Genomic DNA, 16235 nt, shown 5'->3' with positions numbered 1-16235 from the left:
GCTTCCAACGGATCCACATCCCGATGCCCAAACGCCGGCGAAAACAACTCAATCGTCTCCGGATCCACATGCTGCAAACCCTTCGTCGGATGCCGCAACACACTGCTGCGATACGGCGCATAATCCAACCTCGGCTGCGTCAACACCACCCCGCCACCCGCCACCGACTCCCGATACGCGCCCCCAATCGCCCCCATCTCCAAACTCAACTCCCGCTGCGTCTCCGGCCTGGTGCCTGGCATGTGGCGCTTCCTTCCGTGGTCATTCGGATTGGTCCACCAGACGGGCATGACCTGGCACGCCGGTGACACAAATTACGGTACAGCATTTGTTCGCTCTTTGTACAGAGGTTCGTATGTCGAACAAATAGACGGTTGCGGGTGTCGACGGGTCGTGGTTCATGATGCGGTGAATCCGCGGGGTGCCAGGGCGCTAGGATCAAGCCATGACTTCCGGCGACATCACCTTTCACACCCGCAAATGGGTCCGTCCCGAGGACCTCAACGCCAACGGCACGCTGTTTGGCGGAAGCCTGCTGCGCTGGATTGATGAGGAGGTGGCGATTTATGCGATCGTCCAGCTGGGCAACGGCAACGCGGTCACCAAGTACATGTCGGAGATCAATTTTGTCTCCTCCGCGGTACAGGGGGACCTCATTGAAATGGGCCTGACGGCAACACACTTTGGCCGCACCTCACTCACGATGCGCGCGGAAGTGCGCAACATGTTCACCCGAGAGTCAATCCTGACGATAGAAAAGATCGTGTTCGTGAACCTGGACGACGACGGCCTGCCGGCGCCCCACGGCTACACGTCAATCACGTACGACCGTGACCGGGTCCCGTACCAGCACCTCGGCACCGCCGGCAGGTAACGAGTCCGGCGGCTGCCCAAAGTAGTGGTGGGCGTGGTTGGCGCATCGCTCGTTGAAGGGTGCGTGGCAGTTGGGGCAGCGGGTTGAGGTGCGGTATTCGGTGATGGTGAGTTCGGTCTGGCAGGCCCCGCAGAGTATGGCCTTTTCGTTCCATTGGGTGGCGGGCCATTGGCGGGCGGGGTGTGTGGCGTCTTCTTCGTGGCAGTGGTGGCAGGGGTAGTAGCGTCCGCAGCAGGGGAACTTGATGGCGACGATGTCCTTGGTGGTGTGGTAGTGGACACAGCGTGTTTCGTTGTCGACCGTCTGCCCGAAGACGGGCACGGCGGGTGTTGCTGTGTGGTCCCGTGTGCCGCCGGGGGCTGTGCCCGTTGCGTTCGTCGGGTCCCGGGGTGTGTCCTTAGTCATCAAAGCCGCGGGCGATTAACGACTCGCCCAGCGCGTCCGCTGTGCGCAGTGCGCGGACCACGGCGGGCGCGGCCAGGGCCAGGACGGAGTGGTGGGCGGCACGGGCCTTTTGGGCGTAGGAGACGTCGCGGACAATGTCGGCCACGAGCGGCAGGCAGCGGATGGCCAGGGCCAGCAGCAGGCCCACTCGTTCGGGATCGACGCCAAAGCGCCGCAGGGGCCGGAGCGCGCGCTGGCAGGTGTCGAGGATGGCGGAGACGGTGGTTGTGAGCGTCAACAGGTTGGCCAGGGCGATGGTCGTGACCAGGGTGCCGGTCGCCATGGCTGCGTGCTGCCAGCCGGAGAGGAGTATTTGGAAGAGCAGGACGGCGCCCAACACCCACAGGAAGGGGCGCAGCTGGCGTCCGGCCAGGGCCCAGGGAATGCGTGCCAGCGCGTATAGCAGGATCGTGGCGAGGATGGCCGTGCCGAGCTGGGCCAGGCCGGTCATCGAGGACAGGGCGAGGACGCCGGCGGCCACGGCCGGCAGTTTCAGCCCCGCCGGGGTCCGGTGGACCAGCGAGACGCCGGGGGCATAAAGCGCGATCATCGCGGACCGGCCCCGGACAGGGCCGCCGGTAACGGGGCCTCGTCAAGCGTTTCCCACAGCTTTTGGTAGGCCGCGAGGACGGGGGCGGGGGCGCCGTCGGCGGCCACCTTCCCCTGATGGATCAGGATGACCCGGTCAAAATCCCGCAGCAGTTCCAGATGGTGGGTGACGATGACCAGCTGCTGGTCCATGGCGGCGAAGATGCGTCCCACCCGGCGCAGGTTGAACGCGTCCAGCAGCGTCGTTGGTTCATCGGCCACCAGGATGGAGGGCCCGCCGACCAGGATCGCGGCCAGCGCGAGCAGCTGTTTCTGGCCGCCCGAGAGCAGGTGCGAGGGGTGGTCGGCGTGTGCGGCCAGGCCGAAGCGGGAGAGGATGGCGTCGACCTTTTCGGTGGTTTCCTCCTTGGACAGGCCGCGGCGGCGCAGCGTGAAGGCCACGTCCTCGGCCACCGTGGGCATCACGATCTGGCTGTCGGGATCCGTGAACATGAAGCCCACGCGGCGGCGGACTTCCCGCCCGTGGCGGGCCGGGTCGAGGGTGTCGACGGTGACGGTGCCCCGGGTGGGAAGGACCAGCCCGTTGATCATCCGGGCCAGGGTGGACTTGCCGGAGCCGTTGGCCCCGATGATGCCGATGCGCTGCTCGGCCAGGGTCAGGTTGATGTCCTCGAGCACGGTGCTGCCACCGTACTGGTGGCCGACGCCGGTGAAGCGGATGGTGCTCACGGCCGCAGGCCCGGGGCGGCGGGTTCGGGGCGGCGGCTGGCGGTCCCTGCCGCAGCGGTCCGGGCCGGGCGGGCCATGAGGCCGGGGTAGGCGCGGTGGACCTGGCGGGCCACCAGGACCGTGACGACCACCTTGACGGCGTCGCCGGGCAGGAATTTGAGGCAGTCGAGGACGGCGGCCCACAAGGGCGTGTGGGTGTTGAACGCGGTGACGGGCACGCCGATGGCGTAGATGGCCACAATGCCGCCAAGGCCGGTCACGGCCAGGGCCAGCCAGGGCCGGTAGCGGGGCAGGATCCGTGCCGTGAGGAAGCCGATGACGGCCACCCCGAGCAGCCAGCCGTAAAAGTATCCGGCCGAGGGGGCCGTGGTGAACCAGGAGATGCCGCCGCGCCCGCCGCTGAGCACGGGCAGCCCGGCCGCGGCCAGGGCGCAAAACAACAGGACGGCCAGGAAGCCCTTGCGGGCCCCCAGGATGGCGCCGCAGAGCATGACGGCCAGCGTCTGCAAGGTGATCGGGACCGGCAGCGCACCGAGCGTTATGGATCCCGGCACGCCCATGGCCGCGATCAGGGCGGCAAAAACGGCGATCTGGGCGAGGTCCCGGGCACTGCCCCGGCGGTGGCCCCGGGCAGGGGTGTGTGGGGGGACGGACATGGCTAGCACTCCAAGGCTGACGTGGGGAAAGTGGTGCACAAAAGGCACCCACCTTCATACTTGAACACCGTTCAAGTATGAAGGTGGGTGCCTTGGGTGTCAAGGAATCCGTTGCCGCGCCCGGCCTCGGGAGGGCGGAACGGCCCTGCCGGGTGCGCCCTACGCCACCACCGAGGATTCGCTCAGGGAGTGCCAGGTGCGGTTGTGGTAGACCAGCGGGCGTGACTCCTGCGCCGTCCGGCCGGATTCACCGGGGAGGTCCACCTGCAGCACCTGCACGGCGACCACGGTGGAATCGCCGGCATCCATTTGGTTGACAACGCGCCCGCGCAGCCAGGCGTTCGACGACGGCAGGTACGGCTCGCCCGAAATCAGCCGCGACCAGATGGACGTGTCGGCAAAGCGGTCAATGCCGCTGGTGGCAAAGTTCTTGGCCAGCTCGATCTGCCCGGCCCCGAGCAGGTGGATCACCACGGTCTCGGCCTGCTTGACCGTCGGGGTCGACGACGACGCCGACGACAGCGAAAACACCACCAGTGGGGGAGTGGCCGAGACGGAAATGACCGAGGTGGCGGTCAGGCCCACCGGGCCGTCGCCGATGTCCGCCGTGATGACAGCCACGCCGGCGGGGTGGTTCCGGAACGCGGTTTTGAAGTCGTCGGCGCTGAGCATGTTGGCAAAGCCCTGGTGGCTGGCCGGCTGGTGCTCGGCGAGGGCGGTGGCTTGCGACATGGTTGCTCCTTTGCTGCGGCCGGATGCGGCCCGGACTGCGGCTGCTGTCTTGATGAAAACTACCATTACAACGAACTAATGGATGATTGAAAGTGACGAAGTATGGCGTAGAGGCCGTTTTGTTTTGCAAAATGAACTTTTGTGACCCTCAAATTTGAAGACCGGCAGGCTTGTGCGGTCTAGTAGTTGGTGGCTGGAACGCGCGCCCGGGAGACCCGGCCCGCAACACCCTGCCCGCAGACCACCCGGCAGCAGGCCCGTGGCTGCGCGGCGGCGGCGCGGCCGGAATAACGGAGTTTTTTGTACATGAGTGCGACCCTGACGAGCAGCCCTTCGGCCGGGCAGCGGCCTTCCGGCGGCGCATTCCCCGCAGGCCCGTCCGGCGACGGCGGCCGTGTGGAGTTTTGGGCGGAGCAGGCCCGCCGGCTGGACTGGGCCGAACCGTGGCACACCACCCACGCCTTCAAGCCGGCCCTTGACCCCGGGTCCGGTCCCGGGCTGGATCCGGCCCTGCAGGAATTGCAGGTGCCCGAGATCGAGTGGTTCACCGGTGGCAGGCTCAACGCGGCCGTCAACTGCGTGGACAGGCACGTGCAGGCCGGCAACGGCAGCAAGGTTGCGCTGTACTTTGAGGGTGAGCCCGGGGACCGCCGGGCCATCACCTACCGGGAACTGCAGGACGAGGTCTGCCGGGCGGCGAATGCCCTGGAGGCCCTGGGCATCGGCAAGGGCGACAGGGTGGTCATCTACCTGCCCGTGCTCGCCGAAACCGTCATCATCACCCTGGCCGTGGCCCGCATCGGCGCGATCCACTCACTCGTCTTCGGCGGCTTCTCCGCCGAGGCCCTGAAGTTCCGCGTGGAGGACACCGGCGCCAAGCTGCTGGTCACCACCGACGGTCAGTTCCGGCGCGGTGCCGCCGTCCCGGTGAAGGCGAATGCCGATGCCGCCGTTGCGGGCGAGAACGCCATTGAGCACGTCCTGGTGGTCCGCCGGACGGGGTCGGACATCGCCTGGACCGAAGGCAGGGACGTCTGGTGGCACGACGCCGTCGGCAACGCCAGCGCCGAACACGCCGCCGAATACTTTGACGCGGAAACACCCCTGTTCATCATGTACACCTCCGGCACCACGGGCCAGCCCAAGGGCCTGGTGCACACCACCGGCGGCTACCTGGTCCAGGCCTCCTACAGCCACGAGATGCTCTTCAGCAACCCGGACCCGGCGCTGCGCGGGCAGGACGTCCACTGGTGCACGGCGGACCTGGCCTGGGTCACGGCCCACACCTATGAGATCTACGGCCCGCTCTCCAACGGCGTCACGCAGGTCATCTTTGAAGGCACGCCCAACACCCCACACCCCGGGCGCCACTTTGAGATCATCGAACGCTACGGCGTCACCAGCTACTACACCGCGCCGACCCTGGTCCGCTCGCTCATGGGCTGGTTCCCCGACGGTGTCCCCGCCCACCACAACCTCTCCTCCATCCGCGTGCTGGGCACCGTGGGCGAGGCTGTCAACCCGCAGGCCTGGCACTGGCTGCGGGACGAAGTGGGCCGCGGCACCGTCCCCATGGTGGACACCTGGTGGCAGTCCGAGACCGGCGCCACCATCCTGTCCCCGCGCCCGGGCGACACCAGCTTCAAGCCCGGCTGCGCCTCCCGCGCCCTGCCGGGGGTCAGCGTGCGCATCGTGGACGACGCCGGGAACGACGTGGGGCCCAACGTGCAGGGTTTCATTGTGGTTGACGGCACGGGGCCGGCCATGGCCCGCACCGTGTGGGGCAACCCGCAGCGCTACCTGGACTCCTACTGGCGCAAGTACGCCCGCGAGGGGTACTTCCTGGCCGGCGACGGCGCCCGGTACGACGAAGACGGGCACATCTGGATCCTGGGCCGCGTGGATGACGTCATCAACATTTCCGGCCACCGTCTCTCCACGATTGAGATTGAGTCCGCGCTGGTCTCCCACCCCGCCGTGGTCGAGGCGGGAGTCACCCCGGTGGCCGACACCCTGACGGGGCACGCCGTCGCCGCCTTTGTGGTCCTGCGCCCGGGTGCCGCGGACAGTGCGCACGGGATCCGCGAGGAGCTGCGCGCCCACGTGGCGCACAAGATCGGCCCCATCGTCAAGCCTGCCGCCGTCGTCGTGGTTCCCGACGTCCCCAAGACCCGGTCCGGGAAAATCATGCGCAGGCTGTTGACCCAAATGTACGAGGGGACCCCGCTGGGGGACACCACCTCGCTCCAAAACGAAGAAGCCATGGCCGGAATTGCCGCCGCCATTGCCCAGCACAACCAGGCCAAGCACAACCAGAAGGAAACCCCATGAGCAACGCACCACAGAAGCACGCAGACCTTTCCACCCCGCTCAAGTTCGCCTATTGGGTTCCCAACGTCTCCGGCGGGCTGGTGGTCTCCACCATCGAACAGCGCACCGACTGGAGCTTTGACTACAACAAGAAGCTGGCCCGCATTGCCGAGAACTCCGGCTTTGAATACGCCCTGACCCAGACCCGCTACGCCGCCTCCTACGGCGCGGACAAGCAGCACGAGGCCACTAGCTTCTCGCTGGCCCTGCTCGGCGCCACCGAACGCCTCAAGGTCATTGCCGCGGTGCACCCCGGCATGTGGCACCCCGGCGTGCTGGCGAAGTTCATCATCACCGCCGACCACCTCTCCGGCGGCCGTGCAGCCGTCAACATCGTCTCCGGATGGCTCAAGGACGAGTTCGTCAACTTCGGCCTGGACTGGCTGGAACACGATGAACGCTACGTGCGCACCGAGGAGTTCATCCGGGTGCTGCGCGGGCTGTGGACGGAGAAGGAGTACTCGCAGGCCGGCAAGTACTACAACATCAACGGCTTCACGCTCAACCCCGCCCCGGTGGACGTCCCCGGCCGCCCGCACCCGGAGATCTTCTTCGGCGGCAACTCCACAGCCGCGCAGGCCACGGCCGGCCGCGTCGCGGACTGGTACTTCTCCAACGGCCGCACGCTGGAGGGCTACGCCGAAAACGTCAACGGGGTCCTGGCCGCAGCCGCGGAGGCCGGCCGCAAGCCGCGCTTCGGCCTCAACGGCTTCGTCATTGCCCGCGACTCGGAAAAGGAAGCGCGCGACACGCTGCGTGAGATCGTCGAAAAGGCGCACCGCCCCGCCGTCGAAGGGTTTGCCGCGTCCGTCAAGGAAGCCGGCGCCTCCACCAGGGACGGCAAGGGAATGTGGGCCGACGCCTCCTACGAGGACCTGGTCCAGTACAACGACGGCTTCAAGACCGGCCTGATCGGCACACCGGAACAGATCGCCGAGCGGATCGTGGAATACAAGAAGGCCGGCGTGAACCTCATGCTCACCTGCTACCTGCACTTCCAGGAGGAAGTGGCGGCGTTTGGCCGGGACGTGCTGCCGATCGTGCGTGAGCTGGAGGCGGACCTGGCCCGCAAAAACGGCACCGAACTGGACACCTCCCTCCTTCCCGTGACCAACCTCGAAGGGGCTGCCGCTTAAATGTCCGACCACCAGTTTGGCTTCCGCACCCGCGCCCTGCACGCCGGCGGCACCCCCGACGCCGTGCACGGCTCCCGTGCCGTGCCCATCTACCAGACCACCTCGTTCGTGTTCAAGGACACCGACGACGCCGCCAACCTGTTTGCGCTGCAAAAGTACGGCAACATCTACTCCCGGATCGGCAACCCCACCGTGGCCGCCTTCGAGGAGCGCATCGCCTCGCTGGAGGGCGGTATCGGCGCCGTTGCAACGTCGTCGGGCATGGCCGCGGAATTCATCACCTTCGCCGCACTGGCCGGCGCGGGCGACCACATTGTGGCGTCCTCGAAGCTGTACGGCGGCACCATCACCCAGCTGGACGTGACGCTGCGCCGCTTCGGGGTGGACACCACGTTCATCGACTCGACCGACCCGGCCGACTTCGCCGCTGCCATCCGGGAGAACACGAAGGCCGTCTACACGGAAATCGTCGCGAACCCGTCCGGCGACATCGCCGACCTGGAGGGACTGGCTGCCGTGGCGCACGACGCCGGCATCCCCCTGGTGGTCGATGCCACCCTGAGCACGCCGTACCTGATCCGGCCCATCGAATTCGGAGCGGACATCGTCATCCACTCCGCCACCAAGTTCCTGGGCGGGCACGGCACCACCCTGGGCGGGGTCGTCGTTGAATCCGGGCGGTTCAACTGGGGCAACGGCAGGTTCCCCTCCATGACCGAGCCCGTCGCCTCCTACGGCAACGTGTCCTGGTGGGGGAACTTCGGCGAGTACGGCTTCCTGACGAAGCTGCGCTCGGAACAGCTGCGCGACATCGGCCCCTCCCTGTCCGCACAGTCCGCGTTCCAGCTGCTGCAGGGCGTGGAGACGCTGCCCCAGCGCATGGACGAGCACCTGCGCAATGCCGCGGCCGTGGCGCAATGGCTGGAGGCCGACGAACGCGTCTCCTGGGTCCAGTTCGCCGGACTGCCGAGCCACCCGCACTTTGAGCGCGGCCGCCACTACCTGCCCAAAGGCGTCGGCTCTGTGTTTGCCTTTGGCGTGCGCGGCGGCCGGGAAGCGGGCAAGGCCTTCATCGATGCCCTGCAGCTGGCCAGCCACCTGGCGAACATCGGCGACTCCCGCACCCTGGTGCTCCACCCGGGCTCCACGACCCACCAACAGCTCTCCGCCGAACAGCTGGAGGCGGCCGGCGTGCCCGAGGACCTGATCCGCATCTCCGTGGGGCTTGAGGACATCGCCGACATCCTGTGGGACCTGGACCAGGCACTGGCCGCCGCGCAGTCCCTGCCGGCAGTCGGGGAAACAGCCGACGACGTGGCGCCATCGTGCCAGATCGGAGCCAGCGCATGAGCACCGCCGAACGTTCCTGGCAGGGGCCTTCCGCCCCCGAGCGCCTGGCCATCCTGCGCAAGACCAAGTCGATCGCCATTGTGGGAGCCTCGGACAAGCCGTCCCGGGCCAGCTACTTTGTCGCGACCTACCTGCTCTCCTCCAGCCGCTACCGCGTGTATTTTGTGAACCCGGTGGCCAAGGAGATCCTGGGCCGGCCCGTGTACAAGTCGCTGGCCGAGCTGCCGGAGGTCCCGGACCTGGTGGACGTCTTCCGCAAGCACGACGACCTCCCGACGGTGTTGGAGGAAACGCTGGCCGTCGGCGCCAAGACGCTGTGGCTGCAGCTGGGCTCCTGGCATGAAAGCGTCGCCGCGGAGGCGGAGTCCGCCGGGCTGGACGTGGTCATGGACCGCTGCGTGAAAATTGAGCACGCCCGCTTCCACGGCGGGCTCAACCTGGCCGGTTTCGACACGGGCGTCATCTCCTCGAAGCGCCAACTGCTCGCCTAGCCATGGCGTCATGGGAAGGGAAGGGCCTTCCGGCATGTTGCCGGGAGGCCCTTCCCTTTGCCGGCTGTCCGACGGCGGCGATGGCATGGTGTTTCGGGGACGTATCGTTATTCGAGGCCGGCCCGGATGGCTTCGTCAAGGGGAACGCGCCACGTCATGGATGCGTCAAGGGTGAAGCGCCTGCCGGTGACCTTGGCGGGGACGATGCGGATGAGACGATCCTTTCCTACACCCTGCCACGGAAACAGGCCATGGGACGTGTCGTTCAGGGCCGGACCGGTATCCCCGGCGATTTCGGCCCTGCCTTTGACGACCACGCTCCACGCGATGCCGAATTCCGCACTGACCGCATCCGCTTCAAGTGCTACCGAGAAGTCGGCCTTCAAGGCATTGAGCTTGGTTCCCTCGCCCGTGCGGAGGATGAGCGATTCCGCGTCAACGCGGTAATTCACAGGGAAGACGTCAGGGCGCCCATCCACTGTGACTGCCAGGCGCCCTATGGTTGTTTCTGAAAGGAGCTTCCAACATTGTTCAACGGTAAGGATTCCGGCTTCGGGTGCCACCATGTTCTCTCTCATGCAACGAGCCTAGGGGGCCGCCGCCAGTCCAAACAGGGTCCAAAGCCCCAACTTCCCGGGATTCCGCCACCAGGTGTCCTCGCAGCTCAACGCGACCGCACCCGTTCCTTCTCTGCCGGCCTATCGTTGCCGATAGTAGTCCTTCCAGATCACCCGGTGGACGGGAATCTTCCGGGGGAGGGAGCGCAGCCCGGGGATGAAGGGCAGCAGCAAAAGCAGGAGCGAGAGCACCAGCATTGTTGCGTCTACGAGGATGTCTGCATTGGGTGATGACTTGTAGGGTTCCACTTGGTACAAGAGCGAGAACAGCCAGAGCCAGGATTGACCCGGTGTGTTGCCTGTTTCGTTCATGACGCCCCATTTGTCTCCTGTCAGGTGTGCCGCCGCGGCCAGGTTGGGAAAGTAGTTGCCGTCCCCAAGAAACAGGATGGTGGGCGTGTAGTCGAGGTTGTAGGGGGTGGAACAGGATACGCCTGAAAGGGGCAGTGCCACGGTGGGTGGGTGTTGTTTATGTTCCTGGTGGGAAGAGTGCGGCAGGGATGAGGTCGAGCCTGGTGTCGGGTTTTTGGGTGGGAGGAGCGAGATCGAGCACGTATTCGCCGAAACGTCGAACAGTGTGTGTCAGGTAGGGCGAGACGGTGGCGAGGTCCTCGGGATCGATCTTGTGGCCTTCAGCGGCGAGTGTGTTGGCGGCTGCGGTGATGTCGCAGGCGTTGGAATAGATGACGGCGTTAGCGAGGAGTTCGTTGAATTTGATGATTTTCTCGTGTTGCTCAGGGTCGTTGTGTCCGATGAGTTCCTGGCCGAACCTGAGCCAGCCGCTGAAGTTATGGAAAGACTCGACGCGGTTGGTGACGATCTGGATCTGCTCGCGTAGTTCGGGTTCGGAGAGGTAGCGCAGGACGGTGATGGTGCGGATGACACGGCCGAGTTCGCGGAAGGCACGGTAGAGGCGGTTCTTGCGGGAATTCACGCCCAAGCGGCGCAGCAAAGTGACTGAGGAAAGCTGGCCTTCGCGTATGGAGATCGAGGTGCGGAGCAGGCCGTGCCAGTGTGTTTCGAGCAGTTCCCAGTCGATGGTGTCCTCGCCGAAGAGCGCATCAATGTGGGTGTAGCGGCTCTTCTTGTCGGGGCGGTAGAGAACGAGGTCGTGCCAGTTTCGGATACGGGGCAGCAGATCGAAGCCCATTAGCGCTGCGAGACCGAAAACGGGCAGCGATTGTCCTTGGGTGTCGGCGTGGATCACGTCCGGTTGGATGTCGGACAGGTTTTGCAGCAGTCCTTCGATGATGTAGACGGCTTCCCAGACCCCGCAGGGGATGAAGTGGCTGAACAGGGCAATGTAGTTATCGGCGATGTGGCGGTAGGCGATGCCACCGTATCCCCCGTAGCGGATGTGGGATTCGGCCAGGAGATTCTTCTCCCAGGTATCGATTTGGGTACCATCGGCGCCGACGGCGGTGCCCTCACCCCAGACCGAGCTGATATCGAGCTTCGCGTAGGCGTTGACGATATCGGCACAGGCCCGTTCAATCTTGGTGGCGGTAGCGTGCTTGTTTCCTGCCGTGTACAGTTCCTGGGCACTGACCTGGCCTTTCATGTGCCGAGCGACCTGGGCGGGGCCGAGCAAGGTTCCGTAGGTGAAAACGGTGAGGATATAGCGTCCAATCGCATCGCGGATCTTGGGGTCTGATCCCGAAGCAGGTCCGAAATGGCGGTGCCAGCCAAGCAGGTGCGCTGTGCGGGTGATGATTTCCAGTAGGCCGCGCTCGGGCAGCCGGCCTGCAATCGCCGCTTCAAGACTGATCGCTGAAGCTCGGCGCTCGTTCCCTTTGCGGCGCTTCAGTACGGGCCGGTCGCCGTCGAGGACGAGGTCGGTGTTGACCGGGTAGCCCTCATCTACGTATTGCGCAGCAGTTGCCAGCAGTTCGCGGTAATGAGTGGTCATAGCAGGTGCGGTAACGGGAATTCCGGCTTGCTCACAGAAGTCCTCGACCAAGGGCTGGCATTCATCCCAATCCATGAGTTGGTCATGCAGGTTGGCATAGGAATCGGCGCCGACAACGGCAATATCGCCCGAACGAAGCTCAGCGGCGAGGTAGGAGAAGATACAGACTTCCAGGTGACGACGCACTAGTTTGCCGGGATGGTTCTTTTCGCGCACGATGCTGCGCCAGGCCTGGGATGTGAAGGCATCGACATTGCAGCGCAGGATGGATTGTGTCCCATCCGGGTTCGTGACGGTGATGGGGTCACTCACGTATTCGCCGATCCGTGTCCGGTTGGCTTTGAGGAAAGCAACGGCGTCCAGGACGCTGGTCTCTGCGGTGGTCGCAACCAACTCGAGACCGTCAAGCAGGGTGAAAAGTGCCGGGCGGTGGGAGCGGTAGAACCGCTCAAGGAATGGGAGGTAGTTATTGCCGTGATGGGCTGAAACGGCCTCGTGGGAATCCCGGAGGCGGTCGATACCGCCCCCTGCTGCGAGGACTTCCAGCACCGCCGAGCCTGTCGTGGCCAGCCGTTCCGTGTCGGCATCACCGTTTGCTTCTTGGTCCGCATCACGGGCTGCGGTGAGGACATCACCGAGGATGCCCAAGAGCCGTTCGGATTCGGTCCGGTGCGCTTCGCGGAGTTCTTCGAGCCGTTCGCGGCCCTTCTTGTGGATGGTTGCCATGCGTTTGCAGAACATTTCGGCAATCTGGTCCCGCACCGTGGTACGAGTTTCGTGTAAAAGACTGATGAGAAGGGTGAGTTGTTTGTCCTCGCCTGTCCTGCGCATGTCGGAGGCAACCAGGGCACGGGTTTCACCGGCAAAGTGGCCGATTTTCTGAGCCGAAACACCCTCGAGCCAGGCTGTGGTGTCACCCAAGGCATCTAGCCGGCTCAGCAGCGCCAACCGGGACTTGAACTGAGAGAGACTCGGCGAGCCCGGAGGAGTCTTGAGGCCGTCGAACTCACTGCGTCGTGTGACAGGGTCGATGTTCAGCAGGCGAGTCAGACGGACCCTGCTGGGCGGGTCGACCCGCCCAGACACGGTCGTGTAAACCCCTGTGTTGATCCTCTGTCGGATCTTCGCGACGAGCTCGTCAAGGGTCGAATAGCCGGGCAGCTCACAACGTTTGCGCACGAGTTCTTCCAGGGCCACGTTGATCAGATCAGCCGGGTTGTCCTTACTTCGTGCTGCGGCTTCGATTGCTCCAGCAGCGATCTTACGGACTTCGACGGCACGGTAGGTTATGCCGAGCCGGGTACGAATGTAGGACCGGTGCAGTTTGGCATTACGTTCGGAGGCATGGGAGGCCGTGATTCCTGGCCCAATCCCTAGCCCAGATTTTGCATGGTGCTTGAGTGGTTGGTCCGCCGGGGGTCTGATTCCGTGTCGGGCCGGTTTCCGTGGTTTGGGCATGCTTGATGGGCCTGTTGTCGCTGGTTGGGCGTCGGTTTCCACGGTTCCGTGGTGTTGTTCTTTCTGGTGGTGGGGCCGGTCCTGGGTTCTCAGGCCGGTAGGGGAAGTCGTTGTCGGCGCTGGTGTGAGAGTTCCTTGATGGCCTTCAGGACGGTGGTGATCGTGCCGGTCTCGGGCGCCGTTTCGGGAATCAACAACCACGTTTTCCTGGCCCGGGTGATGAGTTTCCCGGCGGTGGCGAAGAGCCTGTAGCGCCACCGCTTCACATCCCATCCTCTCGCTGTGTGACCGGTGGGGAGCATGGATAATTGCAGCCAGGAAACAAGATTCATGGCCAAAGTCGCGATGTTCGCCCAGGCCTGATTGGAATGAAAGTCAAAGTGAATATTTGACTCTTTGAGGGCCGCCAATATTGCGGTTTAGAGCCACCTGCCGGAAGCATCGTTATTGCCCTTTAGAGCCATTCGATATTCTCGTTCAGAGCCACCCTGCGTAGACTCCTCCCACCATGCAACAGCCTGTGTGGTGGAAGGAGCCATTTTCAATGGTACGAAAGATCAAAGCGAAGCGGATCCTCCAGCTTCGCGCTGAAGGGTTGTCAGGACGTGCCATCGCGTCCACCCAAGGCGTATCCCGCAATAGTGTCGCCGAAGTCATCAACGCCGCCGACGCGGCATCCCGCAGTTGGGAGGAACTCAAGGACCTCAACGAAGAGAAGGTCTACCAGTTGCTGTTCCCTGGACGCAGCGAGCACGAAAGTGTATTTACGCAACCAGACTGGTCCAGCATTCATAAGGAACTGGCCAAGGTCGGCACCAACCTGAAGCTCTTGCACGCCGAATACTCCGATCAGGCCAAAGCCACCGGAGCGGCGTTCATGGGCTACGACAGATTCTGCAAGTCCTACCAGCGCTACGTCCTGGAACACGGAGCCACCTCAAGGGTGGAGCACAAAGCAGGTGTCAGCGTCGAGGTGGACTGGTCAGGCCCCACCATGGCCCTGCACGACCCCGTCACGGGCAACCGGTCCACCGTGTATCTGTTCGTCGCCGCCCTGCCTTTCAGCCGGTACGCGTTCGTGGAGCCCTGCCTGGATATGAAGCAGGAATCCTGGATGCTTTGCCACGCATCAATGTTCAACGCCTTCGGCGGCAGCGTGCCGCGGATCATCTGCGACAACCTCAAAACCGGGGTGCTCAAGCACCCCGCTGAAGGCGAAATCGTCCTCAACGATGCTTACCGCCACCTCGCCGAACACTATAGTGCAGCCATCCTGCCCGGAAGAGTTCGCCGGCCCAAAGACAAGAGCAGCGTAGAGAATACCGTGGGCCATATCGCCACGTGGGTGATCGCCTCGCTGCGCCATGAGCAATTCACCAGCCTCGATGCCCTGCGGGCCGCAATCTACCGGCAGATGGCAGCCTATAACGCCCAGCCCTTCCAGAAACGAGCCGGTTCCCGCCAGAGCGTCTTCACGGAGGAGGAGCACCCGCTGCTGCGCCCGCTTCCGGTGGTTCCGTACGAGATCAGCACCTGGGTCCACGGTCGCAAGGTAGCGAAGAACAGCTACGTGGCATGGAAGAAGAACTTCTACTCCGTCCCGCTGAAACACGTCGGCGCCACCGTGGATCTGCGGATCACCTCCAAGACGTTGGAAGTCTATCTTCAGTCCCAACGACTCAGCAGCCATCTGTTGTTCGATACCGCCACGGTCAACCAGTACCGGACCAATGATGCCGATATCCCGCCGAAACGCAAGTACCGCTCCTGGGACGCAAAACGGCTGCGCGGGTGGGCCCACCGCGTCGGCCCCAACACCGTCGAGGTTGTCGACAAGGTCTTCGCCTCTGTGTCGGTGGCCGAGCAGGGAATCAACCCTGTCTTGGCGGTGCTGCGCTTGTCGTCGAAATACGGGGCGCAACGCCTGGAGAACGCCTGTTTCGTCGCGTTGCAGTCCAGGATCCGCTCCCCAAGATATGGACATTTGCACCCGATCTTGCAGAACCGGCAGGACGAGCACTGGAAAGAAGCAACCCTCCCCCCAGCAGCCGAAAGCAACAGCACCGGATACGTGCGCGGCAGCGACTACTACTCAAGGAAGAGCCAATGAACCTGAACACCGAAACCAAACGCAAACTACGCGAAATGTCCGCTGGCGACCTGCTCACGGCCTTCGAAGCCCAGGACGATGTCGTGAGCATGGGATTGAGCGTTGAAGCACGGATCGAACTGGCCGTGGACCAAGCCCACGGTTCGTTCTTGAACACGAAGGCTGACGGCTTGATTCGCCGGGCCAAGCTACGGTATCCGCAGGCTGACCTGCGCACCGTGGACCGGGGCGAGGAACGCGGGCTGAACCAGCCCCTGCTGGCCCAGCTGGCCACCTGCCATTTCATCGAGTTGAACAGGAATCTTGTCTTCCAGGGGTTCACCGGGTCCGGCAAGTCATACCTTGCGTGCGCGGTGGCGAAGCAGGCATGTGTTCATCGGTACCGTACCGGCTACGTGCGCATCCCGGATCTCGAAGAAGAGTGGCAGCAGGCAGCTGATAAGCCGCTGGGCCAGCATAAGCTGTTGCGCAAGTACGCCAATTACAGTGTTTTGGTATTGGACGAGTGGCTTTTGGATCCACCGGCCGGAGGGTTCTTGAAGTTCGTCTTCGAACTCATGGAGCGACGCTACGATGCCGCGTCAACCATCTTCTGCACCCAGTACAAGCAGTCGGACTGGCACGCCCGCCTGGGTGCCGGTGCGTTGGCTGACGCAATCATGGACCGGATCGTGCACAACACGATCTGATACGAAAATAGGGTGAGTTAGGCTGCCTGGGTGAGGGTGACCTGGTATCCGAGTTGGTGCAGCTCGTTGAGGGCGTGTTGGCGGGTTCTGTCGGCGTTGGCCTGGGTGTAGCGTCGGATGG

General features: G+C 64.2%; 15 protein-coding genes and 2 pseudogenes. 7 read left to right on the top strand and 10 right to left on the bottom strand.

Annotated elements, in window-relative coordinates; all coding sequences use genetic code 11:
- Positions 1-242 (bottom strand): annotated as a pseudogene (locus MMF96_RS18605) (protocatechuate 3,4-dioxygenase subunit beta); the annotation flags it as partial.
- 203 nt (positions 243-445) lie between these two features.
- Between MMF96_RS18605 and MMF96_RS18600 the strand changes: the two are divergent.
- Positions 446-874, top strand: coding sequence for an acyl-CoA thioesterase (locus MMF96_RS18600; protein WP_256884383.1), 429 nt, complete (start codon positions 446-448; stop codon positions 872-874).
- On the opposite strand, the gene MMF96_RS18595 is transcribed toward MMF96_RS18600, so the two are convergent.
- The 5 genes from MMF96_RS18595 to MMF96_RS18575 form a co-directional block, all read right to left on the bottom strand.
- Entirely contained in the window at positions 815-1279 is a 465-nt protein-coding gene (locus MMF96_RS18595) for a CHY zinc finger protein (protein ID WP_306295990.1), read from the bottom strand. The genes MMF96_RS18600 and MMF96_RS18595 overlap by 60 nt on opposite strands.
- On the bottom strand, positions 1272-1868 hold the full coding sequence (locus MMF96_RS18590; RefSeq protein WP_256884382.1) for an energy-coupling factor transporter transmembrane protein EcfT: 597 nt from the start codon (positions 1866-1868) through the stop codon (positions 1272-1274). Before MMF96_RS18590 ends, MMF96_RS18595 begins: the two co-directional genes overlap by 8 nt.
- A complete protein-coding gene (locus MMF96_RS18585) occupies positions 1865-2596 on the bottom strand; it encodes an ABC transporter ATP-binding protein (RefSeq protein ID WP_256884381.1) in 732 nt (243 codons plus the stop codon). Before MMF96_RS18585 ends, MMF96_RS18590 begins: the two co-directional genes overlap by 4 nt.
- Positions 2593-3252 carry a biotin transporter BioY gene (locus MMF96_RS18580; protein WP_256884380.1) on the bottom strand — a complete coding sequence of 220 codons (660 nt, stop codon included), beginning with the start codon at positions 3250-3252 and terminating at the stop codon, positions 2593-2595. The genes MMF96_RS18585 and MMF96_RS18580 overlap by 4 nt, the downstream gene beginning before the upstream one ends.
- A 159-nt stretch (positions 3253-3411) precedes the next feature.
- A complete protein-coding gene (locus tag MMF96_RS18575) occupies positions 3412-3984 on the bottom strand; it encodes a flavin reductase family protein (protein ID WP_176618602.1) in 573 nt (190 codons plus the stop codon).
- A gap of 306 nt (positions 3985-4290) precedes the next feature.
- Between MMF96_RS18575 and acs the strand changes: the two genes are divergently transcribed.
- Genes acs through MMF96_RS18555 form a run of 4 tightly spaced genes read left to right on the top strand, consistent with a single transcriptional unit; the run spans position 4291 to position 9331 of the window.
- Positions 4291-6315: an acetate--CoA ligase gene (acs, locus tag MMF96_RS18570; RefSeq protein WP_256884379.1), complete on the top strand. Its 2025-nt coding sequence runs from the start codon at positions 4291-4293 to the stop codon at positions 6313-6315.
- Positions 6312-7490 (top strand): dimethylsulfone monooxygenase SfnG, encoded by a 1179-nt coding sequence (gene sfnG, locus MMF96_RS18565; RefSeq protein WP_256884378.1) that lies wholly within the window; start codon positions 6312-6314, stop codon positions 7488-7490. Before acs ends, sfnG begins: the two co-directional genes overlap by 4 nt.
- Positions 7491-8840 carry an O-acetylhomoserine aminocarboxypropyltransferase/cysteine synthase family protein gene (locus MMF96_RS18560; RefSeq protein WP_256884377.1) on the top strand — a complete coding sequence of 450 codons (1350 nt, stop codon included), beginning with the start codon at positions 7491-7493 and terminating at the stop codon, positions 8838-8840.
- Positions 8837-9331: a CoA-binding protein gene (locus MMF96_RS18555; protein WP_176618606.1), complete on the top strand. Its 495-nt coding sequence runs from the start codon at positions 8837-8839 to the stop codon at positions 9329-9331. The genes MMF96_RS18560 and MMF96_RS18555 overlap by 4 nt, the downstream gene beginning before the upstream one ends.
- Positions 9332-9438: 107 nt before the next feature.
- Here the strand turns inward: MMF96_RS18555 and MMF96_RS18550 are convergent, their stop codons facing one another.
- From MMF96_RS18550 to MMF96_RS18535, 4 genes and pseudogenes are all read right to left on the bottom strand, one after another.
- Complete coding sequence (locus MMF96_RS18550; protein ID WP_256884376.1) at positions 9439-9909, bottom strand: pyridoxamine 5'-phosphate oxidase family protein; 471 nt, start codon at positions 9907-9909, stop codon at positions 9439-9441.
- Between the two features lie 120 nt (positions 9910-10029).
- Positions 10030-10401 (bottom strand): hypothetical protein, encoded by a 372-nt coding sequence (locus MMF96_RS18545; RefSeq protein WP_256884375.1) that lies wholly within the window; start codon positions 10399-10401, stop codon positions 10030-10032.
- A gap of 16 nt (positions 10402-10417) precedes the next feature.
- Positions 10418-13315 (bottom strand): Tn3 family transposase, encoded by a 2898-nt coding sequence (locus MMF96_RS18540; RefSeq protein WP_256884384.1) that lies wholly within the window; start codon positions 13313-13315, stop codon positions 10418-10420.
- Between the two features lie 89 nt (positions 13316-13404).
- Positions 13405-13689: pseudogene (locus tag MMF96_RS18535) on the bottom strand (transposase); the annotation flags it as partial.
- A gap of 170 nt (positions 13690-13859) precedes the next feature.
- Here MMF96_RS18535 and istA point away from each other — a divergent pair.
- Both istA and MMF96_RS18525 read left to right on the top strand, forming a co-directional pair.
- Complete coding sequence (gene istA / locus MMF96_RS18530; protein WP_256884373.1) at positions 13860-15425, top strand: IS21 family transposase; 1566 nt, start codon at positions 13860-13862, stop codon at positions 15423-15425.
- Complete coding sequence (locus MMF96_RS18525; protein WP_256884372.1) at positions 15422-16114, top strand: ATP-binding protein; 693 nt, start codon at positions 15422-15424, stop codon at positions 16112-16114. Before istA ends, MMF96_RS18525 begins: the two co-directional genes overlap by 4 nt.
- Positions 16115-16235: the final 121 nt, after the last annotated feature.

The sequence above is a fragment of the Arthrobacter sp. STN4 genome (genome assembly GCF_024539665.1).
In the GTDB taxonomy this organism is placed as follows: Bacteria; Actinomycetota; Actinomycetes; order Actinomycetales; family Micrococcaceae; genus Specibacter.
This window is presented reverse-complemented; position numbering and strand designations above follow the sequence as displayed.

What these genes read in the sequence shown, in the direction of transcription:
- MMF96_RS18575 (WP_176618602.1), bottom strand. Translation starts at nt 3,984, where the DNA reads ATGTCGCAAGCCACCGCCCTCGCCGAGCACCAGCCGGCCAGCCACCAG.
- acs (WP_256884379.1), top strand. Translation starts at nt 4,291, where the DNA reads ATGAGTGCGACCCTGACGAGCAGCCCTTCGGCCGGGCAGCGGCCTTCC.
- MMF96_RS18525 (WP_256884372.1), top strand. Translation starts at nt 15,422, where the DNA reads ATGAACCTGAACACCGAAACCAAACGCAAACTACGCGAAATGTCCGCT.
- MMF96_RS18595 (WP_306295990.1), bottom strand. Translation starts at nt 1,279, where the DNA reads ATGACTAAGGACACACCCCGGGACCCGACGAACGCAACGGGCACAGCC.
- MMF96_RS18590 (WP_256884382.1), bottom strand. Translation starts at nt 1,868, where the DNA reads ATGATCGCGCTTTATGCCCCCGGCGTCTCGCTGGTCCACCGGACCCCG.
- sfnG (WP_256884378.1), top strand. Translation starts at nt 6,312, where the DNA reads ATGAGCAACGCACCACAGAAGCACGCAGACCTTTCCACCCCGCTCAAG.
- MMF96_RS18560 (WP_256884377.1), top strand. Translation starts at nt 7,491, where the DNA reads ATGTCCGACCACCAGTTTGGCTTCCGCACCCGCGCCCTGCACGCCGGC.
- MMF96_RS18540 (WP_256884384.1), bottom strand. Translation starts at nt 13,315, where the DNA reads ATGCCCAAACCACGGAAACCGGCCCGACACGGAATCAGACCCCCGGCG.
- MMF96_RS18550 (WP_256884376.1), bottom strand. Translation starts at nt 9,909, where the DNA reads ATGAGAGAGAACATGGTGGCACCCGAAGCCGGAATCCTTACCGTTGAA.
- MMF96_RS18580 (WP_256884380.1), bottom strand. Translation starts at nt 3,252, where the DNA reads ATGTCCGTCCCCCCACACACCCCTGCCCGGGGCCACCGCCGGGGCAGT.
- MMF96_RS18600 (WP_256884383.1), top strand. Translation starts at nt 446, where the DNA reads ATGACTTCCGGCGACATCACCTTTCACACCCGCAAATGGGTCCGTCCC.
- MMF96_RS18555 (WP_176618606.1), top strand. Translation starts at nt 8,837, where the DNA reads ATGAGCACCGCCGAACGTTCCTGGCAGGGGCCTTCCGCCCCCGAGCGC.
- istA (WP_256884373.1), top strand. Translation starts at nt 13,860, where the DNA reads ATGGTACGAAAGATCAAAGCGAAGCGGATCCTCCAGCTTCGCGCTGAA.